This window comes from Ktedonobacter sp. SOSP1-52 (genome assembly GCF_016587395.1).
In genome coordinates, this window is sequence record NZ_BNJH01000003.1 from 1,744,535 (window position 1) to 1,764,084 (window position 19,550).

The window sequence follows — 19,550 nt, forward strand, 5'->3', positions numbered from 1 at the left end:
TTATTGGAGGGAACCCTATGCAAGACGACATGCAGAACGACCTGGAGCAGATTTTATGCGAGCTTGACCAAGAGCACCAGCAGACGCGCACGGCGGACAACATACCACCCATACAAGCCAATCAGGAGTACGACTACGAACGCCGCATGTATGACATTGAAATTCACATTTACCCGAGAGAGGAGCAAGGGCCAGAAGAGCCAGCCAATACCGTTGAGAGTGTTCCACTCATCAACCAGGAGCCAGAACCACGGAGAAAGCCCCCTGGAGTGGGCAAGGGAACCTACACGTTCCCTTGTGGCTCTCAGCATCATTATATGTGCCTGTGTGCTTGTTGTGGGATGCCTGCTGTATGTGTTGCCCCTCTGGACATCGACTACTACAGTGACGCTTGTTCCTGTCGCACGCATGATAGAAACCCGCTTCACAGTGACCATCGGAAGCACCGCCCCAAACCATCACCAGGTACCAGGAAGGCTTCTTCCCACTATTACCATGAGCCAGGCGCATACCGTTGCCACCACCGGGAAAGTGCATCAGGATGCGCAGGCTGCACACGGCTACATCACGTTTTACAATGGCGCAACCTATGCACAGACCATACCAGCAGGAACTCTTGTTATCGCAGCCAACGGAACCCAGATCACAACCGATCAAGACGCGATCATAGGTGCGGCAAGCTATCCCACTTTTGGGCAGACGAGCGTCAGCGCCCACGCGACTCAGGCAGGACCGGCTGGCAACCTCAAGGTAGGCGCGATCTATGGTCCCTGTTGTGGTGTCAATATCTCCGCAGTGAATGGAGCCTTTAGCGGAGGGCAAGACGCACGCAACTATCAGACCGTGACGCAACACGACATCGACACCGCAGGCGCGAGCCTGAAAGCCAGCCTTGACCAGAGCACCATTGCGGCCTTGCAAACGCAGGTCCAGAGCACCGAGACACTCGTCACCCCGTTGCGCTGCGAACAGAAGATGAGCACTGACCACCAGCCAGGAGAGGAGACGACAAGTGTCCACATTACTCTGGATGAGACATGTATAGGCATTGTCTACCAGACGCAAGCCCTCCAAGGCCTCATTACCCAGACACTTACCATCCAAGCGAGACAGCAACTAGGAATCAGGTACACACTGAGCGGGGAGGTCCACATCACCACTACAGCACAGGGAACGATGACCATGCAGGCGAGTGGTACAAGCGTGTGGATGTATCAGTTCCCTCAGGCAGAGCAGGAATACCTAAAGGCTAGTATTGCAGACAAAAGCCAGGTTAAGGCCAAGAGCTTTTTATTAGCACGACCAGGGGTGCAGTCGGTTTCCTTCTCCACCAATGGGACTCTGCCAGATGTCCAACATATCCGTTTTGTGTTCATTTTCTATTGAGGTTGGAGAAGAGGAGATGCTGGTCAGTAAGAAAATCAGGCTTGAGGTCAGTCCACAAGACGTTGCCACTCTAGAATTCATGCAGGGGAAATGCCGGGGGTTGTACAATTGGTGGGTGATGCGCTTGCGGGATGGGGAGAAATGGCCGGGATGGAAAGAGGCCAAGAAGACATTGCAGCAGAGCAAGGAGCACGACCCGGAACTGCGCTTTGTCTACGGCAAGCTCTTACAGGAGGTCTTTTTCCGTCTGGATGGTGCGATGCAAGCTTTCTTTCGGCGGGTCAAGAACGGGGAAAAACCTGGATTCCCGAGGGTGCGGCCACGGCATTGTTTTTTCACGCTCATCTACCCGGCCATGTATATACAGGTGGAAGGGTTATCTCTCAGGCTTCCAACAGGAGGCAAAGGCAAGAACAAGCGCTACTCTGATATAGTCGTCAAACTGACGGAAGAAGCCCCAATCGGCTACAAAGATGTCGCGATCTCCAGAGATGGATTGGGGCGCTACTATGCATCGTTTGTCCACGAGGTGGAAGAGGAAACGCATGATTCTGGCGGAGCGCTTGCCCTCGATCTAGGTGTGAAGACGCTGGCAACGGGTGTGAACGATCAAGGACGTTTTTATCATATCGGAGGGTTTAAGGGTAACCAGTGGTATAATCGTCAACTAGACAAGATTCGTTCAAAGCGAGATCGCTGCAAGAAGGGGTCACGTCGATACAAACATTTGAGTAAGGTGTACAAGCGCGTTTCACAGCAGAAGCGCAACAAACAGCAGGACTGTCTGCACAAGGCAACCCATCTTATCGCGCACACACTGGTTGAGAGAACCGTGGTGATCGGCGACCTTTCTCAACGGCAGATGACCATGAATGAGCACCGAGAGAGGAACAGGCACCTGAACCGAGCGGTCTACAATGATTGGGGGCTTTACTGCTTCGTTCAAATGCTACTCTACAAGTGCATCCGTTATGGAAAAGAGCTCGTTATCTTAGATGAACGCGATACGTCGAAAACTTGTAGTGGCTGTGGGCGCAAGCAAGACATGCCACTGTGGAAACGAACCTATCGCTGTAGTGAATGTGGACTCGTCATGGATCGGGACGAAAACAGTGCCGTCAACATCTTGATGAGGTTCCTTGCCCGGCTTGGGCCACACACGGACGATTCCGTGCGGTGTGCGGACGTTTTCACCGCAATCGAAAATGTAGAGATTTCTCGACATATTTAGAAAGGCAGATAGATTTATGAGTTCGGGTCATGAGGATCTTACAGAGCCGGTCGCCAGGTCTGGCGCGACGCCCGCGCCACCAGCCCGGCGCGAGCGACGCTCGGTAGGGGCCGGATGTTTCATAGGAGCGATTATACTGGCCTTGCTATTGGGCGTTGTGGGGGGCGTGCTTGGCTCGATTCTGTACGCAGCCAGCATTACGTCAAAGGCGCCAATCTCCACACCGAAACCCGATAACAAGCAGGCGCTGATGGTGCAGTTGAGCAATGACCTGATTACAATTATCGCGGCCAAGCGTGTCAAGGACGTCAGCGTTCCTGGCACGTTGCAGAATATAAAGGTTTCGACGCCCCAGGCGGGCCAGTTGCAGATAGCGGGGGAGGACCAGTTCTCCATCTTCGGGCTGACCGTGACCCGGCCCTTCCGCGTTGTGATGCAACCATACATCGATACGTGTAAGCCAAAGATGCGTGTTCTGAGCGTGGATACAGGAGGGATTCCCGTTGGAGGCCTGGGCGATAGCCTGGAAAACGTGATGAACTCACAGCTCAGCGTCAACCTTTCCAGTTTGCTAAGTGGCTTCTCTTACTGCGCCACCGGAGTTACAACCAATAATAGTGGCCTGGTCGTGAGCTACGCTGTGACACCAACAGCCTAAAAAAGCAGGAAGAAAGAAGAGGAGTACGGCTGGTTGCCTGGCGACCGGCCGTACTCCTCTTCTTTCTTTGATAGAAATACTCCCCCCAGTTATCCTTTTGGCTACCGCGAACAGAGCCAGAAGCAGATACACTTTTCTCAAGATTTGCAATGAAACACACACACACCATTAGGAAAGATGCTTTTTTACTCTATGTCGAACGTGATACAAGATACTTCACAAGCCCAGCAGGCGGCACAACACTCGTACAGAGGGAGGGCAGAAATAAACAGGGCGATAATGTGTGCACAGCGGGCCAGTGAGAGGAAGACAAGCGAACGATGATCTTTATGCTATAATCAAGCATTGTGTCCGTAAGGAAGAGAAAGGAATCAGATCGCAGATGGCCAAACCTGCTATTTTGCTGGTTGATGATGACCTGGATGTCTTGCGCGCAATCGAACGCGATGTGCGTCGTCACTTTGGGGGAACGTATCGCGTTTTGCGAGCCTCATCAGGAGCGCAGGCGCTAGATATACTGACACAATTAGCCTTACGCCATGAACCGGTGGCCCTCCTTTTGACGGATCAGCGTATGCCAGAAATGGATGGTGTCGAGTTTCTCGAACAGGCGAAAGTGCTGTCTCCCCAGGCCAAGCGCGCGCTCTTAACGGCCTATGCTGATACAGACGCGGCTATTCGAGCCATTAACAGCGTGCGCATAGATTACTACCTGGTCAAGCCATGGGACCCGCCTGAAGAGCAACTTTATCCGGTGCTCCAGGATTTGTTGGACGATTGGTTGGCCGATTTTAGCCCTCTCTTTGAAGGGCTGCGCTTAATTGGTCACCGCTGGTCAGCGACGGCCCACGAACTCAAGGATTTTTTAACTCGCAACCTGATTCCCTATCAATGGCTCGATGTGGAGACCCATCCAGAGGCGCTACGCTTGCTTGAGCTTGCTGACCTGGATGCCTCGCATCTGCCCGTGGCGCTCCTGCCTGATGGGACTTCGGTGTCGCAACCAACCGCCAGTCAGCTCGCGGAAACATTGGGCTTGAGAATTCGCGCGGATCAGTTGTTCTAAGACCTGATCATCGTAGGCTCTGGCCCCTCGGGATTGGCAGGTGCGGTCTACGGAGCCTCCGAGGGTCTGCGTACTATGCTCATCGAGCGCGAGGCGCCTGGCGGGCAGGCGGGTACCAGCTCACGCATTGAAAACTACCTGGGTTTTCCCTCTGGCCTTAGCGGTGCGGACCTTGCCAGGAGGGCTGTCACCCAGGCCAGGCGCTTTGGGGTCGAATTGCTCACGCCCCAGGAGGTCACAAGTATACGCGTAGATGGCCCCTATCGCTTCGTCACCCTATCTGATGGCTCCGAACTGAGTTGTTCCGCGCTCTTGATCGCGACGGGTGTTTCATATCGAAAACTTGATATTCCTGGATTGGAGCGCCTGACCGGCGCTGGTGTCTATTATGGCGCAGCGATGACGGAAGCGCTGTCCTGCCGCGATTCCGATGTGTTTGTTGTGGGCGGTGCCAATTCTGCCGGACAAGCTGCCATGTACTTTTCAAGCTATGCACGCACAGTGACCATGCTGGTACGCGGCGATTCGCTGGCCAAATCCATGTCGCAATACCTGATTGATCAGATTCAGCAGACGGGAAACATCACTGTGCAAACCTGTACCTCAGTGGTCGAGGTACATGGTGAGAGCAATTTGGAATCTATCACGCTCGCCAACACGCAAACCGGCGAGAGGCAAACGCTGCCCGCCTTCGCGCTCTTCATCTTTATTGGCGCGATGCCACGAACCGAGTGGCTGGCCGATTTTGTCCTGCGTGACGAGCAAGGATTTCTCTTGACTGGTCCGGACCTGGACCGTGACGGCAAACGCCCATCAGGGTGGAAGCTACAATGTGCGCCGTTCTTACTGGAGACGAATGTACCCGGTATTTTCGCGGCAGGCGATGTGCGGCATGGTTCGGTGAAACGGGTCGCGTCAGGGGTGGGTGAAGGGGCCGTAGCGATTCAGTTTATCCATCGTTACCTGAGCGAGGTGCGTTGATGCTCACGCCAGCAACGTTGCATACCATTCCCTTGTTTGTGTCTCTCCCAGATGACCCGACGCAATGGGTCATTGAGCATAGCAGCGAGGTTACTCTGCAAGACGGCGAACTGCTCTTTGCTGAAGGTCATCCAGCCGATAACTTTTTTGTCGTCCTTGCGGGGGGATTACAGGTCACCAAGCTAATTGGAGGTCGCGCAGTGGTGCTGGCTCGTCACCAGTCTGGAGCCTTTACCGGCGAGGTCCCCCTTTTGACCGGCACTCCCTATATCGCGAGCGCGCACGCGGTGGGGAAAACCCACCTGCTATGCATCACTGCGGCCGATTTTGATGAGATGCTCGGTAAATGTACCTCCATTATGCGCAGGCTGTTCGCAGCTATGGCCCAACGCATTCATAACACAGAGACGCGGGTTCAGCAGAGCGAGAAGCTCTCAGGACTGGGGAAGCTCTCCGCTGGCCTGGCGCATGAGTTGAACAATCCTGCCGCTGCTAGTCACAGGGCCGCAGGACAATTGCGCACCACGCTCCAGGAGATGCTGACGGCCGATCAAACCTTGCACCAACAGCTCACCCCCAGGCAGTGGGCGCTGCTCGCTGATATCCAGCGCGCGGCAAGCACCCAACAGGCCGTCCAGGTGAGACTGGATACGTTGACGCAGAGCGAGCGCGAAGAGACCCTCACGGCCTGGCTGGAGGATCAGGGTCTCTCTGAAGCATGGGAATTGGCCGCCACCTTCGTCGAGGCTGGATTGGAAACGGCCCATTTTGAGACGCTTGCGGAGGAGTTCGCGCACGATCTGCTTCAGCCTGCGCTGACCTGGCTGGCCGCCACGCTTACAGCCAACGGCCTGCTCACTCAGGTGGAACAGAGCACCACGCGTATTTCCGATCTCGTCAAAGCCGTCAAAGAATACTCCTATATGGATCGTGCCCAGTTGCAGGAGGTCGATATTCATGATGGCCTGGAGAATACACTCACCATTCTGGACCATAAGCTTAGAGGACACATCAACGTCATACGCGCGTATGATCACCACCTTCCACGCCTGACTGTCTATGGCAGCGAACTGAATCAGGTCTGGACCAACCTGCTAGATAATGCTATCGACGCGCTCCAGGGGCATGGCCAGATTACTATTAGCACCTGGCAAGATGGTGCCTTTGCCTGTGTGGAAATCGTCGATAATGGGCCAGGCATCCCTCAGGACATTCAGACACGGATTTTTGAGCCATTTTTTACCACGAAAGAGGTCGGGAAAGGGACCGGGCTGGGGTTGGATATTGCCTATCGTATCATCGTGACCGACCATCATGGAGATCTTACCCTGACGTCCCGGCCAGGAGAGACCCGTTTCCGAGTCTCTCTCCCTCTTAATAGTAAACAATAGTAAACAAAAACAGTACACTGGAGGAACGAAATGAGTACACAAATCTGCGCCCATCAAGACGCAATTCAACCTGTCACCCCACACACACGCGGGTGCGAAGAATGCCTGGCCACTGGAGATAGCTGGGTACATCTGCGCCTCTGTCTCACCTGCGGCCACGTTGGCTGCTGTGATTCATCGAAAAATAAGCACGCGACCAAACACTTTCACGCGACCAGCCATCCCATCATTCAATCGATTGAGCCTGGTGAGGACTGGCGCTGGTGTTACATCGACGAAGCCGTTCTCTGACGCTTCTTTCCTCATCAAAAGGAGACCTGCGATCGGCTTGCAGTGCCGAGGCGGGTCTCCCTTTGCCCCTACCAGAGGCTTTCGATCACACGCTCGATAGAGATATGAATGCTGACGCGCTGCTCCTTGGCAAACGTATCCTCCATACTCTGGGCCGCTTTCTCATCGTCATTGTAGCGCACGGCCAGGCGATGAATATCACGCTGAGCCATCTCCTGATCATCGATGAGGGTGGCTTTACCTGTGATCGTTAGATATCCTCCATCCTCGAAGCAGATGGAGACGCGGGGATCGCGGCGCAAATTGCGCTCTTTGACGCGTCCCGCCTTTGTGTTCATGAGAATATGCTCACCTTCCAGTTGGTACCACATGGCCGAGAGTTGGGGTGTGCCATCGGCGTTGATTGTGCCCAGAACGGCGAAACGCCGCTCTTCTAGGAAAGCGCGTACTTTTTCAGAGAGGATCGCGGTGCTATTCCTTTGCAAGTGTGATCGATAGCGTTTGTGCTGAATACATAGCTTACCTATTGACCAGCGTTGCGCATTGATCATAGCGCCTGAAGAGTTGAAGATCTTCGATGGTATCGATATCCAACTCGGTCCCTAACTGGCGGTAGAAGGTATGGTCGAGTTTGAGAGCGCGGGCCTGGGCCACGTAGTGTTGCAGGCTGTTGACGCCAAAGACATAGGGGACAACAAGCGGCGGGCGTGCCAGGAAGGCATTGGTGCCAGTGCCATCACGTGAGGGGGCGAGTACGACCTGGTGTGAGGCCGAGAGGTCGATCATCGCACGCACGTCCTGCCCCTTTAGCAGCGGGAGGTCCGCCGAGAGGGTGAGCAGGGTAGTGGCACCGTGATGGATAGCGTGATGAGCCGCCGCGGTCAGGGCCTGGTTGTGCCCTGGCTGCTCTTCTACCAGGCCATGCGCACCCCAGCGGCGCGCGCGCTCCAGAACCTCGGGATCGGCGCTCACCACCGAGATGCATTCCAGGACCTCGCTGGCGTGCAGGGCATCGATCACGCGATGGAGCATATCGAGCACGAGTGTTGAGCGCTGTTCTGGCGTCAAATGCTCTGAGAGGCGTGTTTTGACGGCCGATAGTTGTTTGACGGGTATTAATACTCGATGCCCCATGCGTGCCTGACTTTCTAGCTTCTAGTGTGATTGATGCTAATAACGGAGGCCTGCGGCCTCAAGAACGGTGCGTGCCAGCGCGGTCTTGGCCTGTTGATCGCGCATGATGGTATCGGTGACCACACAGGGGATGCCCAGGTCCTCTACCTGCTCGGCCAGGTGCGCGTCCTGCTGATCGATAACCATCACATCCAGGAAATCACGATAGCAGCGCGTGACGCCAACCGCGGTGGCCTCCATGTGCAGGGCGCGCATCAGCCTGTCCGCTGGCCCCTTGATGGGAGCGCCGCCCACAAGTGGGCTGACTGCGACGACCATGCCACTGGCCTCGTGCAGGGCATCATGAATGCCGGGAACCGCCAGGATGGTGCCGATGCTCACAATGGGGTTGCTGGGCGCGATCAAAATGGCCTCGGCCTGCTTAATGGCATCGATCACACCTGGGGCGGGCCGTGCCGTTTTAGCGCCGACAAACTCGACGCCCTGGACCTCGACGTTGAAGCGATGCTTCACAAAATATTCCTCAAAGTGGATGAGGCCCGCTGGCGTCTGGATATGTGTCTCTACGGAATCATCGCTCATGGGAAGGATGCGTGGGCCGATGCCCATACGCTGGCGCAGACCCTCGGTGATGGCACTGAGCGTCTCTCCTTGGTGCAGAAGCTGGGTGCGATGGATATGCGTCGCCAGGTCCTGGTCGCCCAACTGGAACCAGTTTTCATGGCCCAGCGCACTGAGGCGTTGCATGGTGTGATAGGTATCGTTCCGCACGCCCCAGCCCTGTTTCTCATCGACGAGGCCCGCCAGCGTGTACATGACGATATCAATATCAGGCGAGATATGCAGGCCATAGAACTGGCTATCATCACCAGTGTTGGCGATCACAACAATCTCTTCTTGTGGGACGACCTGCGTCACACCCTGTAAGAAGCGGGCGGCGCCAACACCGCCCGCGAGTACCACGATCATAAGCTACTTTTCCACCCTTACTCAAAATGGACAATCAGTTCTTCCAAAGGAAGACGTTCCCGGCGCTTAGGATCAGCCGCAGCATAGCCAACAGTAATGAGCGCCTGTGGGATCAGCGTTTCGCTGAGCCCCAGCGCGACGCGGGCGATATCGGGGCAGAAGAGTGGCGCGCACATCCAGCCCGTATCCAGGCCCAGGTCGTAGGCCATAATTAGCATATTCTGAATGGCCGCGCCGATGCTCTGGACCGCCATGGTGCTCTCGTTGGCCTGGCGCTGCTGGTCTGGGTAGGTATCCAGGTCCTCCAGGTAGAGACAGGGGATGATAATGGCGGGCGCCTTGAGAATGCGCTGGCGAGATTTCTCCAGGCGCAGTTGTACGATCTCGGTGGGCTGCCCATCCATCTCCAGGTTGCGTTGCCAGTCCTCTCCCATCGCAGCGGCGAGCCGGGTCTTCGGCTCGGGCTGGGTGAGTACAGCGAAGCGCCAGGGCTGCCGTCCGTGCGGTGAGGGCGCCCAGCGTGCGGCCTCCAGCATCTGGAGCAATGCCTCGCGTGGTACCTCGCGCTCCTGATATTGCCGGACGCTACGGCGCCCACGCAGCAACCCGGCCAGGTCGTCGCTCCGCTGGAGGCCGCTGGTGGCACGCGAATGTGAGGTTGGTGTGGTCACGATATTCCCTTATATGTCTTCTTAGCGGAACATATCCGTGGCGCTGTCACGAATGAGGTCGCGGCCACTCCCCTGTCCCGTTTTATAAGTATACCCGCGGATAAGCGCAACGGGAATACGGTCGACTTTACCCATGACTAATTCAGCCGCCGCCGCCAGTTCGTCGGCGACGCCAATCATGCTGGCGCGCAACTCATAGCCATAGGGATCATTTTGTCCACGATAATCGGTGACAGGCTCCATACCCGCGACACCAATGGCCATATTGACCTGTCCATTGCGCCAGGGGCGTCCCCAGGTATCAGAAATAATTACCGCGAAGTCGAGATGCTCGCCCTCGCCAGTCAGTTCTTGCACGCGCTGGCGAACCTGGAGCGCGGAGCGGTCGGAATCCTCTGGGAGCAGGGCGAGAACTCGCTCGCCACCAATATTGGACTCGTCGACGCCAGCGTTGGCGCAGATAAAGCCATGATGGCTCTCACAGATCATTACTCCGTGATCCATACGCACGATGCGCTTGCTTTCGCGCAGAACGACCTCAACATGCTGGGCATCCTTCTGATAGCGCTGTGCATATTGGAGCGCGAAGGGAGAGGGCTCGATATCGTCGAGATGGACAAGACGACCCTCGGCCTTAGAGACGATCTTCTGCGTAATAATGAGCACATCGCCCTGTTGCAGGGTCAATTGCTGCTGCTTCAGGGCGTCATAAATGAGACGGCCCAGGTCATCTCCTGGGCGGATATCACCAATACCTGTAACAGGTAAAATTTGTATCTGTGTATGCATAGTTTTCCCTCGTACGGTATTATATCGTCTGTTCGCTCATACTGTAAAGAATAAAGTGTTGGACCAGATGAGTCAGCAGACCCCCTGGTGAAACGGAAATAGCCGCTGCTACGAGAATAAAAGAGAGAAGATGAACGCATGATGATGGCCCGACGCTGCTGAAGCACGCGTCTACATATGGCGTATCATATGTAGACGCGTGCTTCAGCAGCGTCGCCCACGCACGGTTCTCTGATACTCTATCGCAAAAAGGGGGATATACGCAATGCTGAAAACCCTGGGTCGTATGCTTCTGGCATCGATTTTTATCTCAGGAGGCGCCAATACCTTTATGCAGCCCGATGGTCGGGCGGAGAAGGTGGCCGCGGCGGGAATACCCCAGCCACGGCAGGCAGCCATTTTGAATGGCGCGGTGATGGTTGTGGGAGGCTCCGCCCTCGCGGCAGGCATCGCGCCCAAACTCGCGGCGACCGCGCTGCTGGGGGCCTTGATCCCCACCACCATCGTGGGCCATCCATTCTGGAAAGAGGAGACGCCAGCCGGGAAAGCCAATCAGCAGGTCCAATTCTTGAAGAACCTCGCGGCGGTGGGTGGCCTACTTCTTGTTCTAGCCGACAATTCTCACGAGGAGGTATAGGCCAGGAGCGCCTTGGCACCAGCTTGGCGGAGTCGTAAGGGATATGTAGAAGGGGAATGGACCAGCAGTCCATTCCCCTTCTACATATCCCTTACCCCAAGGTTCGCGCAGCGAGTCTGAGATGTACGGAAAAGCCTACATACCCTAGCCAAAGCAACCTGCTTTCAGATATTATTAAAGACATGATACCAAGCAGACATCAAGAATTTTTGCATGGAGGCATAGAGTGTCTTTCTTTGATCTCTTTACGCGCTTATTTCGTGCGTCCAATTATAGAAATGCGGGAAGCGATATTCTGGCTAGTAGTGTGATTGATCATACGCGAACGGAAGAGTGGACCGTTGCCTATGTGGACGGGGCTGGCCGCAGGCGGCGCACGGATGTCCCCTATTTATTGCCAAAAGACGACCAGGAGATTCAGCGCCTGGATTACCAGCACTATATCTTACGCCAGGTGCTTCAGGGAAATATCTCCGCGCCCTTTCAGCTAGAGACCCAGCAAGGCTATGTCCTGGACGTGGGCTGTGGTAGCGGTCGCTGGGCGAGCGAGGTCGCCACGAGCTATCCACATTTGCAGGTGATTGGACTCGACCTGGAGGAGGCTAACAGTAAGGCCTCCTCGCGCCCGCTCAACTATCAATTTACGCAGGGAAATGTGCTGGAGAAGTTGCCATTCCCTGACGAGAGCATGACCTATGTGCATCAACGCTTATTAGTAGCGGCTATTCCCGCCGCAAAGTGGCCATGGGTTGTGCAAGAACTAGCGCGTGTGACCCGGCGTGGAGGCTGGGTTGAGCTAGTGGAGATGGGTGGTGGATTTGTGCGCGAGGGGGCGGCAACGCAACAGTTTATGGCCTGGTTCAGGCAATTGAGCCAGATGCGCGGGATTGACCTTGAGGTGATGGGGCGCCTGGATGTCTTGCTCCAGCAGGCAGGGTTACATCACGTCCAGAAGAAGACGCTGAACCTGCCTGTCGGTTCCTGGGGCGGACGCATGGGCGAACTCCTGGCGCGCGACATGCTCTCCGGCTGGCCCAGTCTGCAACCTCTCTGCCAGCAGTATTTAAACATCCCCAAAGAGACCTTTGACGCGGTCATTGCCTCCCTGGAAGCCGAGTGGAATAGCCATCAAACTGAATACGAAGTATATGTTGTCTATGGGCAAAAGTAAGTAGCAGCGTACACAAGTAGCGGATCCCATCACCCGCTACTTGTGTACGCTGCTACTTAGGGCTTATCCGAAAATCAGCACCTTAGCAAATGAGAGAGCCAACCAGATGAAGCAACTGATCTCGTTCGCTGGCCTCGGAAGCCACGGGAACGAGTTGCAGCATCAACTCATCAAGGCCTTCTTCAACAAGCTCCTGGATGCGCTGGCGTACGGTGCTTTCATCGCCACTGATGACCAGTGCCCGCGCCAATGCATCTAACGTTTTCTCATCGCCTTCCACTGCCCTGGCAAAACCAGCCCGTACAAATGCACGCGCATACCCACTCACCCTGGCGTACACTTGCACTCTCTGACGTACCGCAGCCAGGGCCGCTGCTTCATCTGTGCTCATCGCTACCATCAGATGCGCGATCAGCGGGGGCACGGCACGCGAACGTCTCTCGGCTCCGGCTTGCAGCGCGGGCTTAGCTTGGTTGAGCAGATAGGGAACCGGGCACATCCAGGAAAGCGCCCCATCGGCGATTTCTCCGGCCTGCTGGAACGCCTTCGAGCCTAACGCTGCGGTAAGCAGAGGAATCTGAGCATTCTGTGAGGCGGTAATGACCGCGTCGAAATTGCCCATCTGAACAGCGTTACTTGTCTGGAAAAACGTGCCGCGAAAGTCCGCGTTGCTTTCCCACAACGAGCCACGCAAGATCTGCATGTATTCTTTCTGATACGACAGGGGCGCAGTCATTGGCAAACCATACCAGCCCGCAAGGCTCTCACGAGCGCCAGGCCCGATCCCCAACCGCAGGCGTCCCGGAGCAAGGGCATGTATCATGAGCGCCTGCTGCGCCATCAGCAGCGGGTGGCGCAGATAGGTCATAGTAATAGCGGTCCCTAACCGGATGCGCTCGGTTTGTGCTGCTGCGGCAGCAAAGAGCGTCAGTGTATCGGGAGACCCATCACCAGCGCCTCCTGCCGTCATCCAGACCTGTTGGATCCCCGCCAACTCTGCTGCACGGATCTTGTTGAGACTGTCCACGGGATCCGTGCCTTCGATGCAAATTCCGACGCGATCACGCAAAGAGCGCTGTGCGAGAGCATTCGGGTGATCTTGTTGTGATATCATCTGTTTTCTCCTTCCTTATTTTGCCAGGGCAACCTGCGAACGTTCGCTCTGATCAATCAATGCCTCGGAGACTTCCCAGAGGCGACGGCGGATGGCGACATCGTAGGAGGGTTTGGAAGAGGGCGTCTCCTTGCCCTGTTTGTTTTGGGAGAAGTACTTCCCACTCACTCTTACGAGCTCTGGGGAAGTTGCCACATAGAGGGTCGTCTGCGCCCCTTTCTCGACATCTATACCACCAAAGAAGTAACATAACTCTCCAATAAGATGCACAATGCCCCTGGTGCCACTGTTAAAGCTCGAAACCACCATACCGGGATGGAGTGCGTTGACCGTGACCCCTGTGCCGCTGAGCCGGTCGGCCAGTTCGTAGGTAAAGTAGATCTGCGCCAGTTTGGATTGGCCATAGGCTTTCACGACGCTATATCTTCTTGTCCCTCGTAGGTCAGCAAAATCTATCTTCCCCTGGGTATGAGCATAAGAGCTGACATTCACGATGCGAGCAGGCGCGCTGGCCTTCAGCACATCTACCAGCAGTTCGGTGAGCAGAAATGGAGCCAGGTAATTGGTCGCGAAGGTATTCTCCAACCCATCAGGTGTCACCTTACGCTCACCGTTAATGGTTCCGGCGTTATGAATCAGCACATGGAGTTGCGTGTATTTCTGTTTGAACTCGCCAGCCGCACGGCGCACCTCTGAAAGCTGAGAGAGATCAGCAATGATCAGGTCCACCCGGTCGTTTCTGCTGGCCGCCTTGATCTCCGCCTGTGCCGCCTGGCCCTTCGCACGATTGCGGCAGACCATCACGACAGTCGCGCCCATTCTCGCCAGTTCCCTGGCCGTTTCCTTGCCAATTCCCCCGCTAGCGCCCGTTACCAGGCAAACTTTTCCCTGCATGTTGCTTGTTGCCATGATCTGTATCTCCTATCTGAAAACTTTGACGAAATCGTTCTTTTTATCGAAAAAGCCATGTGTCATTTGCCTCTTGACAAGGTGTCAATTGATGTTTAGAGTGTAAACTGTAAAGTGTACTTTAAGGTCAAGGCTTTTTTGGGGAGAATCTATGAAAATCAGTGAACTGGCAGAAAAGACAGGGTTAACCGCCCCCACCATTCGCTTTTATGAGAAAGCAGGGCTACTCGATGCGCGCCATGTGAGGCGCGACGAGGGCAATAACTATCGCGACTATTACGAGGAAGCCGTCGAGCATCTCCTGACCATCAAAGAGGTCCAGACCGCAGGTTTTACCCTGGCTGAGTTCAAAGAGCTGGATGAAGTCTGCAACACGGGTGAACTGGTGGTCCAGAAAGCAACCGTGTATATTCGGCGAAAAATTGATGCAGTAAGCGAGAAAATAGCTGAATTAGAACGAGTTCGAGCCTACCTCATAAGCAAATTAGCAGAAGTTCAGGAAGACCAGGCGACTGATCAGAGACGGCTTGCAAGCGGTGGAGCAGAGCCTTCGTCGTAATCTTCCGCAAGCATCTGATGCTCACCCTCTAGGATTCTCGGATATTTTAATTTTCGCGAGTCCCTAAGATATTGGTTTTCGGATAAGCTCTTAGTGGGGGATGTCAGGCTGGCTCGCTACCCCAGACGAGGTGGCCCTGGATATAGACAGTAATATAGGGAGCGAGCTGATAGCTTGTGCTATGGGCGTTGAAGGAGTAATCGTTGCTCTCATTATAGTTACTCCAATCAGTCTTATTGAAGCGAAACTTAATCTCGCCGGTATTATCCCCAGGTTGCAGGTTCCCGGTGCCAGGGGTGAAGCTGAGTTCCAGGTAACTGTCGGCGCTGGCGCGAGGTGGCGAGAGTAAGACAATGTGCTGGTTGATGTGCTCACAGCCAGGGGTGGCGTAGTCGCACCAAGTCTGCTGTGCCTGGGCGGAGTCGGGCGTGTACCAGTAACGAATCGTCACCGTCGAGAGGTCAAGCGGGGCCGCGCCTGTATTGACGAGTTTTAGCTGAGGCTGGATCTGATTTACAATAGGGCCGCTACCATTGCCGCTTTGGTAATAAAGCTCGATATGTTGTCCACTGACGGGAGAGGACGCCAGGTGCGTAGCTTTTGGGTGCGGCGTGGGCGCAGGTGGGGCTTGATTTAGACTAGCCTGGTCAAAGGGATAGAGAATAGGCTGCAAGTAATTTTGCTTCTCCTGGTTGATATAGGTCCAATCGTCTTGTAGGAGCCCACCGGTATCCACAGAATCGGGGTTCCAACTCCAGAAGGTCCAGTTAATGCCATTGACCCCGCGCCCCAGGTAAGAGACCAGGCTTGTCAGCCATTGTTTATCCTGCGCGTTTTGCAGGCGAGTTCCAAACTCGCCAACCCAGACGGGCGCGATTCCCTGCTTTTGGATATAGCCCCAGTAGCTATCCCAGATAGCGGAGAGATTATGAGGAAAGCTGGGATCTTTAAACCAGAGCTGAGGATAGACGCTCACGGGATAGTCATGGACGGAGTAGACCAGGCGGTGCGCGACCTGTAGCTGAACTGGATGGGTCGCGGCCCCTTTGAGATTGCTGCCCCACCAGGAGCAGTTTCCCGGTACCTGTTTATCGGCATTAGGATCGGGATAACACTCCACACCCTCGACAAAGATGAGCCAATTGGGATTGACCGCGAGAATGGCATTGCCAGCACGCTGCGCAGCCTGTTGCCAGTCAAGTTTTGGATCGCCGCAGCCCCAGCAGGCAGGTGCTCTTGGCTCATTATGCAGATCGGCCCCGATGACCATGGAATTGTCTTTATAGTGTTGTGCCAGCATCTGCCAATCCGCGATCCAGCGCGACTCGGGATACTGCGTGGTATACCATAGCGGCTCCTGTTGCGTAGCGCCAGGGCGGTGCCGATCCAGAATGATGTGCAGGCCAATCTGGCTGGCATACTTCACAATTTTATCTAGTAGTTGCAACCCTCGTAACCCACGTAGCTCTTGATTATTCGTATAGTCAATGCCAGTAGGGGGGTTGTTAACATCGAAGAGATGGTTAGTATAGGGAAGGCGGAGCGTATTATAGTGCTGGGCCTTAATCTGATCGAGCATCTCTTTGTAGTTGCGCGTGGCGAGGCCATGCACGACCAGCGTCTCAGTCTCAAAGCCAGACCAGTTGACGCCCGCGATGCGCACAGGCTGGTTCTGGGCATCGTAAATCTGGCTGCCATTGGTATGCCAGGCCCCAGCTCCGACCGCGCTAGCCGCGGCGGAAGGGAAAAGCGTGTTCTTAAGTAGTCCGAGGCTCAATAGCAGGAGCGAGCCAACGAGCAGAATAGCCAGACCGACAAGCACGACCCGGGAGACACCACGGGCCTGCCTGGGCGGCTTGGTCGACTGATGAGGAAGAAATGGCTCGGTGGGACGCGCGTGATCGAACGACTCCGAGCCGTCTGTATTGTGCGTCATTGTGGCTCATTCCCTTTCTATAGGTTGCCCTATATTAATTACACTGGAATGCGATATCCTCGTAGGGGCAGAGCTTGCTCAGCCTCCCGAGCGAAGCGATATCCCCAGCGCGTGGGTCCGGCCTGCGGGCCGAAGGGTCCATGCTTGCATGGACCCTACAAGACGTTTAGACAGGCCATGTTAGCTATAACTAGTGGTGTCGTGAAGGACCTGGTAGACCTGGATACGCGATTGCGCATCGCCACTGGCGGCATCAAACTGCGCACGCAGTACCGAGCGATGGAGCGCGCGGTCCAGGAGCAGCATTGGCCCACCACGCGTCTGAATATCGCTCTGCATCTGAGCATCAACCACGAGATAGTCGATGCGATTCCAGCAGTCATGCAGCAGGGTATTATGGACCTCGGGATCAAAGGCCGCGTTCCAGTAGATCTGCGCCTGGGTGTAAGGTAAGCCTCTGCCAACGCCCATCCCTCCGGTCTCATGGAGATCGGTATACAGGTAGCTATTGATGATAATAATGGAACTGGTGGGAGCATTGCGATTGATCCAGAGCAGCGCCTGGCGTTGCGGCTCTGCAGTATTCTGGCTGAATTGAGGATTTGCGCGCTGAATATTTAAGGGAATGAGTGCGCCAAGGAGTAGAAAGAGGAGCAAGGCCCGTGCCAGATCGAAGCCAGCGCGTTTGCTGAGCGCTTTGAGCGGTATATCCAGCGCCAGCGCGATATTCATCCCCAGGAGCGGCAGGAGCGGGAGTATCGAATAAGGGAAGATGTTCTGAATGCTTAACAGGAGCACCCAGTAACTGATAAAGAAGAGCGCTATGAGCCATTGCAGGCGGTTCCACCAGCCACCAGCAATATTGATCACCAGGGCAATGCCTCCGGCGATAAACAGGGGCTGGTCCAGGCGAATCCAGGTATTCCAGCTTGTCGCAAAATCTCCCATATTGGGAACATATTGTACCTGTTGGAGCAGTGTGCCAAGCAAACTCGGGTGAGCATGAGTATCACCGGGGAGCAGGCCTGTTGGCAACAGCTCTCCCTTCAGGATCGCCAGCAGTGCATAAGCGGAACTGAGCGAGAGCACAATGTAGCAAAAGGCCACCAGGGCAAACTTGCGTTGGAAGCGTGTGGCAAAGAGCCAGACTCCGTAGAGCATCACAGGTATAAAGACCAGAAAGATCTCTTTGCTTAGGATGGCAATACCTAGCGCAAGGGCCGAAAAGACTATGTTGCGTAGGCGGCTATTGCCACGTACCACAAAGAAGACAGAAAGGAGCAGCCAGAAGGTTCCAATATTATCGAGAAGGATCTCACGCTGATAGGTCACGCTAAGCGGAGAGAGGGTATAGATGGTCATCGCCAGCAGCCCGGCGCTGCGGCTGCCACTGAGGCGGCGTGTGATGAGATAGACAAGTAGACCACTGGCGATGGCGAGCAAGAGCATCAGCACGCGTCCGCTATTGATCGCGGTTTCAAAGCTAAAGAAGCCGCCAGTGAGCAGCGTCCAGACTGCCAGTTGTATCCAGCCCAGGGGTGGGTGATCGTAGGTGTAGGGATAGGGTTGTAGATGACCATGCATGATGGCCCAGGCATTCGCCATGTAGGCGCCTTCATCCGGACCATACTGCGGATAGTTAAACATATTGAAGGCATGGACACCCAGTCCCAGACTTAGCAAAACCAGGACGACTAGCCCCTCAAGCCAGAGCGGTATGGGGACAGCGTTGCGTTGTGCTGGATTGAACAACTCAATACGCGGCAGCAGGCGTGTCTTGATCTTGGAGACACGTAGCTGCTCGGCGGATATCCAGCGTATCTGCTCCAGTAGCGAGGTATTGCCGCTGGCCTGCTGAATATTACGGCGATGGTTATCAGGAACGACCGCATGCACAAAGAAGCGGTTATTGCGGTACAGGGTCACGTTTCCTGGATCGAGCTTCTCCTCTGCCCCTGGCCTTGGTGTTTCGGCTGGACGCGCCGGAACAGGTGGGGTTGTTGGTAGGGTTGGCGCAGGCGTCTGCTCGCTCTTCTCAGGAGCTGGCCTCTGTTGTTGCTCAGGTCCTTGCATACTCTATCTCTCTTCTATTGGATTTGTTGAATTAGGAAGAATGGCATTGTCTTTCAGCCTTTGGCGATGTTGCTGCGATGTTGTCCGATGTGAGCGGTTTTCTCCCAGTTGGAGGCGCCTTTGAGAAAGCGATAGACGGCACGGATAGCGCCAATACCCAGTAAGATCTGGTAAGGCATAAAGGCAATCAAGAGCATGCCAGCCTCGCGCCAACTCCACTGGCGATTATGCACCTTCACAAACTCATGCAGACCAGCCAGGTCGATAAACATGGCCAGGATAAAGCAGTAGAAGGGCATGAAGGTAAACATGGCCATCCACACGGGCAGCTTAACGAAGAAAAACATCACAATAGAGACGGGAATCATCAGCGTAAAGAAGGCCTGGACCTCGGGTAGGATCAGCACATAGAGCGCGAGCAGGCGCTGTGAGAGGTTTGGGAGTTTGAGCCAGCGCCCGCGGAAGAGAATCTGGATAAAGCCCTGGTTCCAACGGGTGCGCTGCTTGATAAATTGCTCAATCGTGTGAGGCGTCTCCTCTTTTGTGACAAACTCATCATCATAGATGATACGCACGCGTGCCCC

General features: G+C 55.1%; 19 protein-coding genes and 1 pseudogene. 9 read left to right on the plus strand and 11 right to left on the minus strand.

Features of this window, described 5'->3' with window-relative positions; translation table 11 throughout:
* Window positions 1-53: 53 nt before the first annotated feature.
* Window positions 54-314 carry a hypothetical protein gene (locus tag JMJ16_RS54755; protein WP_236601768.1) on the minus strand — a complete coding sequence of 87 codons (261 nt, stop codon included), beginning with the start codon at window positions 312-314 and terminating at the stop codon, window positions 54-56.
* Between the two features lie 40 nt (window positions 315-354).
* Here JMJ16_RS54755 and JMJ16_RS32905 point away from each other — a divergent pair, with 40 nt between their 5' ends.
* From JMJ16_RS32905 to JMJ16_RS32930, 6 genes and pseudogenes are all read left to right on the plus strand, one after another.
* Window positions 355-1,386, plus strand: coding sequence for a baseplate J/gp47 family protein (locus JMJ16_RS32905; protein WP_236601769.1), 1,032 nt, complete (start codon window positions 355-357; stop codon window positions 1,384-1,386).
* Window positions 1,387-1,402: 16 nt separating this feature from the next.
* Entirely contained in the window at window positions 1,403-2,617 is a 1,215-nt protein-coding gene (locus JMJ16_RS32910) for an RNA-guided endonuclease TnpB family protein (RefSeq protein ID WP_201388479.1), read from the plus strand.
* 16 nt (window positions 2,618-2,633) lie between these two features.
* Window positions 2,634-3,275 (plus strand): hypothetical protein, encoded by a 642-nt coding sequence (locus JMJ16_RS32915; RefSeq protein WP_201388481.1) that lies wholly within the window; start codon window positions 2,634-2,636, stop codon window positions 3,273-3,275.
* Window positions 3,276-3,657: 382 nt separating this feature from the next.
* Window positions 3,658-5,322, plus strand: a pseudogene (locus tag JMJ16_RS57375) (FAD-dependent oxidoreductase).
* Window positions 5,322-6,713: a sensor histidine kinase gene (locus JMJ16_RS32925; RefSeq protein WP_201388483.1), complete on the plus strand. Its 1,392-nt coding sequence runs from the start codon at window positions 5,322-5,324 to the stop codon at window positions 6,711-6,713. Before JMJ16_RS57375 ends, JMJ16_RS32925 begins: the two are co-directional and overlap by 1 nt.
* A gap of 30 nt (window positions 6,714-6,743) precedes the next feature.
* A complete protein-coding gene (locus tag JMJ16_RS32930; protein WP_201388485.1) occupies window positions 6,744-7,004 on the plus strand; it encodes a ubiquitin carboxyl-terminal hydrolase 14 in 261 nt (86 codons plus the stop codon).
* Window positions 7,005-7,072: 68 nt separating this feature from the next.
* On the opposite strand, the gene JMJ16_RS32935 is transcribed toward JMJ16_RS32930, so the two are convergent.
* The 5 genes from JMJ16_RS32935 to cofE are packed head-to-tail and all read right to left on the minus strand — an operon-like array spanning window position 7,073 to window position 10,567.
* A complete protein-coding gene (locus tag JMJ16_RS32935) occupies window positions 7,073-7,555 on the minus strand; it encodes a PPOX class F420-dependent oxidoreductase (RefSeq protein ID WP_236601772.1) in 483 nt (160 codons plus the stop codon).
* On the minus strand, window positions 7,524-8,138 hold the full coding sequence (gene cofC / locus JMJ16_RS32940) for a 2-phospho-L-lactate guanylyltransferase (RefSeq protein ID WP_201388487.1): 615 nt from the start codon (window positions 8,136-8,138) through the stop codon (window positions 7,524-7,526). The genes JMJ16_RS32935 and cofC overlap by 32 nt, the downstream gene beginning before the upstream one ends.
* Window positions 8,139-8,174: 36 nt before the next feature.
* Window positions 8,175-9,107 (minus strand): 2-phospho-L-lactate transferase, encoded by a 933-nt coding sequence (gene cofD / locus JMJ16_RS32945; protein ID WP_201388489.1) that lies wholly within the window; start codon window positions 9,105-9,107, stop codon window positions 8,175-8,177.
* A 17-nt stretch (window positions 9,108-9,124) separates the two neighbouring features.
* Window positions 9,125-9,778, minus strand: coding sequence for a nitroreductase family protein (locus JMJ16_RS32950; protein WP_201388491.1), 654 nt, complete (start codon window positions 9,776-9,778; stop codon window positions 9,125-9,127).
* A gap of 21 nt (window positions 9,779-9,799) precedes the next feature.
* A complete protein-coding gene (cofE, locus tag JMJ16_RS32955; RefSeq protein ID WP_201388493.1) occupies window positions 9,800-10,567 on the minus strand; it encodes a coenzyme F420-0:L-glutamate ligase in 768 nt (255 codons plus the stop codon).
* A gap of 265 nt (window positions 10,568-10,832) precedes the next feature.
* Here cofE and JMJ16_RS32960 point away from each other — a divergent pair, with 265 nt between their 5' ends.
* Together JMJ16_RS32960 and JMJ16_RS32965 are read left to right on the plus strand one after the other, a co-directional pair.
* Window positions 10,833-11,204, plus strand: a complete 372-nt coding sequence (locus JMJ16_RS32960; RefSeq protein ID WP_201388495.1) for a DoxX family protein — start codon at window positions 10,833-10,835, stop codon at window positions 11,202-11,204.
* A gap of 226 nt (window positions 11,205-11,430) precedes the next feature.
* The gene (locus JMJ16_RS32965) at window positions 11,431-12,375 is read left to right on the plus strand and encodes a class I SAM-dependent methyltransferase (protein WP_201388497.1); all 945 of its coding nucleotides are present in this window, start codon (window positions 11,431-11,433) and stop codon (window positions 12,373-12,375) included.
* A gap of 82 nt (window positions 12,376-12,457) precedes the next feature.
* Here the strand turns inward: JMJ16_RS32965 and JMJ16_RS32970 are convergent, their stop codons facing one another.
* Window positions 12,458-13,489, minus strand: coding sequence for an LLM class flavin-dependent oxidoreductase (locus JMJ16_RS32970; RefSeq protein ID WP_201388499.1), 1,032 nt, complete (start codon window positions 13,487-13,489; stop codon window positions 12,458-12,460).
* A gap of 15 nt (window positions 13,490-13,504) precedes the next feature.
* Window positions 13,505-14,398, minus strand: coding sequence for an SDR family oxidoreductase (locus JMJ16_RS32975; RefSeq protein WP_201388501.1), 894 nt, complete (start codon window positions 14,396-14,398; stop codon window positions 13,505-13,507).
* Between the two features lie 151 nt (window positions 14,399-14,549).
* Here JMJ16_RS32975 and JMJ16_RS32980 point away from each other — a divergent pair, with 151 nt between their 5' ends.
* Entirely contained in the window at window positions 14,550-14,957 is a 408-nt protein-coding gene (locus JMJ16_RS32980; protein ID WP_201388503.1) for a MerR family transcriptional regulator, read from the plus strand.
* Between the two features lie 103 nt (window positions 14,958-15,060).
* Here JMJ16_RS32980 and JMJ16_RS32985 read toward each other — a convergent pair whose 3' ends face one another.
* The 3 genes from JMJ16_RS32985 to JMJ16_RS57380 all read right to left on the minus strand — a co-directional run bounded on the left by JMJ16_RS32985 (window position 15,061) and on the right by JMJ16_RS57380 (window position 19,541).
* Window positions 15,061-16,893, minus strand: coding sequence for a cellulase family glycosylhydrolase (locus tag JMJ16_RS32985; RefSeq protein ID WP_201388505.1), 1,833 nt, complete (start codon window positions 16,891-16,893; stop codon window positions 15,061-15,063).
* 180 nt (window positions 16,894-17,073) lie between these two features.
* Entirely contained in the window at window positions 17,074-18,966 is a 1,893-nt protein-coding gene (locus tag JMJ16_RS32990; RefSeq protein ID WP_201388507.1) for a phospholipid carrier-dependent glycosyltransferase, read from the minus strand.
* Between the two features lie 53 nt (window positions 18,967-19,019).
* Complete coding sequence (locus JMJ16_RS57380) at window positions 19,020-19,541, minus strand: glycosyltransferase family 2 protein (RefSeq protein WP_374229115.1); 522 nt, start codon at window positions 19,539-19,541, stop codon at window positions 19,020-19,022.
* Between the last annotated feature and the right edge of the window lie 9 nt (window positions 19,542-19,550).

Bases quoted from the DNA above. Each gene is read 5' to 3' on its own strand.
- JMJ16_RS32910 (WP_201388479.1), top strand. From the start codon at position 1,403: ATGCTGGTCAGTAAGAAAATCAGGCTTGAGGTCAGTCCACAAGACGTT.
- cofD (WP_201388489.1), bottom strand. From the start codon at position 9,107: ATGATCGTGGTACTCGCGGGCGGTGTTGGCGCCGCCCGCTTCTTACAG.
- JMJ16_RS32930 (WP_201388485.1), top strand. From the start codon at position 6,744: ATGAGTACACAAATCTGCGCCCATCAAGACGCAATTCAACCTGTCACC.
- JMJ16_RS32990 (WP_201388507.1), bottom strand. From the start codon at position 18,966: ATGCAAGGACCTGAGCAACAACAGAGGCCAGCTCCTGAGAAGAGCGAG.
- JMJ16_RS32960 (WP_201388495.1), top strand. From the start codon at position 10,833: ATGCTGAAAACCCTGGGTCGTATGCTTCTGGCATCGATTTTTATCTCA.
- JMJ16_RS32985 (WP_201388505.1), bottom strand. From the start codon at position 16,893: ATGACGCACAATACAGACGGCTCGGAGTCGTTCGATCACGCGCGTCCC.
- JMJ16_RS32915 (WP_201388481.1), top strand. From the start codon at position 2,634: ATGAGTTCGGGTCATGAGGATCTTACAGAGCCGGTCGCCAGGTCTGGC.
- JMJ16_RS32970 (WP_201388499.1), bottom strand. From the start codon at position 13,489: ATGATATCACAACAAGATCACCCGAATGCTCTCGCACAGCGCTCTTTG.
- JMJ16_RS32935 (WP_236601772.1), bottom strand. From the start codon at position 7,555: ATGATCAATGCGCAACGCTGGTCAATAGGTAAGCTATGTATTCAGCAC.
- cofE (WP_201388493.1), bottom strand. From the start codon at position 10,567: ATGCATACACAGATACAAATTTTACCTGTTACAGGTATTGGTGATATC.
- JMJ16_RS32980 (WP_201388503.1), top strand. From the start codon at position 14,550: ATGAAAATCAGTGAACTGGCAGAAAAGACAGGGTTAACCGCCCCCACC.
- JMJ16_RS32975 (WP_201388501.1), bottom strand. From the start codon at position 14,398: ATGGCAACAAGCAACATGCAGGGAAAAGTTTGCCTGGTAACGGGCGCT.
- JMJ16_RS54755 (WP_236601768.1), bottom strand. From the start codon at position 314: ATGATGCTGAGAGCCACAAGGGAACGTGTAGGTTCCCTTGCCCACTCC.
- JMJ16_RS32925 (WP_201388483.1), top strand. From the start codon at position 5,322: ATGCTCACGCCAGCAACGTTGCATACCATTCCCTTGTTTGTGTCTCTC.
- cofC (WP_201388487.1), bottom strand. From the start codon at position 8,138: ATGGGGCATCGAGTATTAATACCCGTCAAACAACTATCGGCCGTCAAA.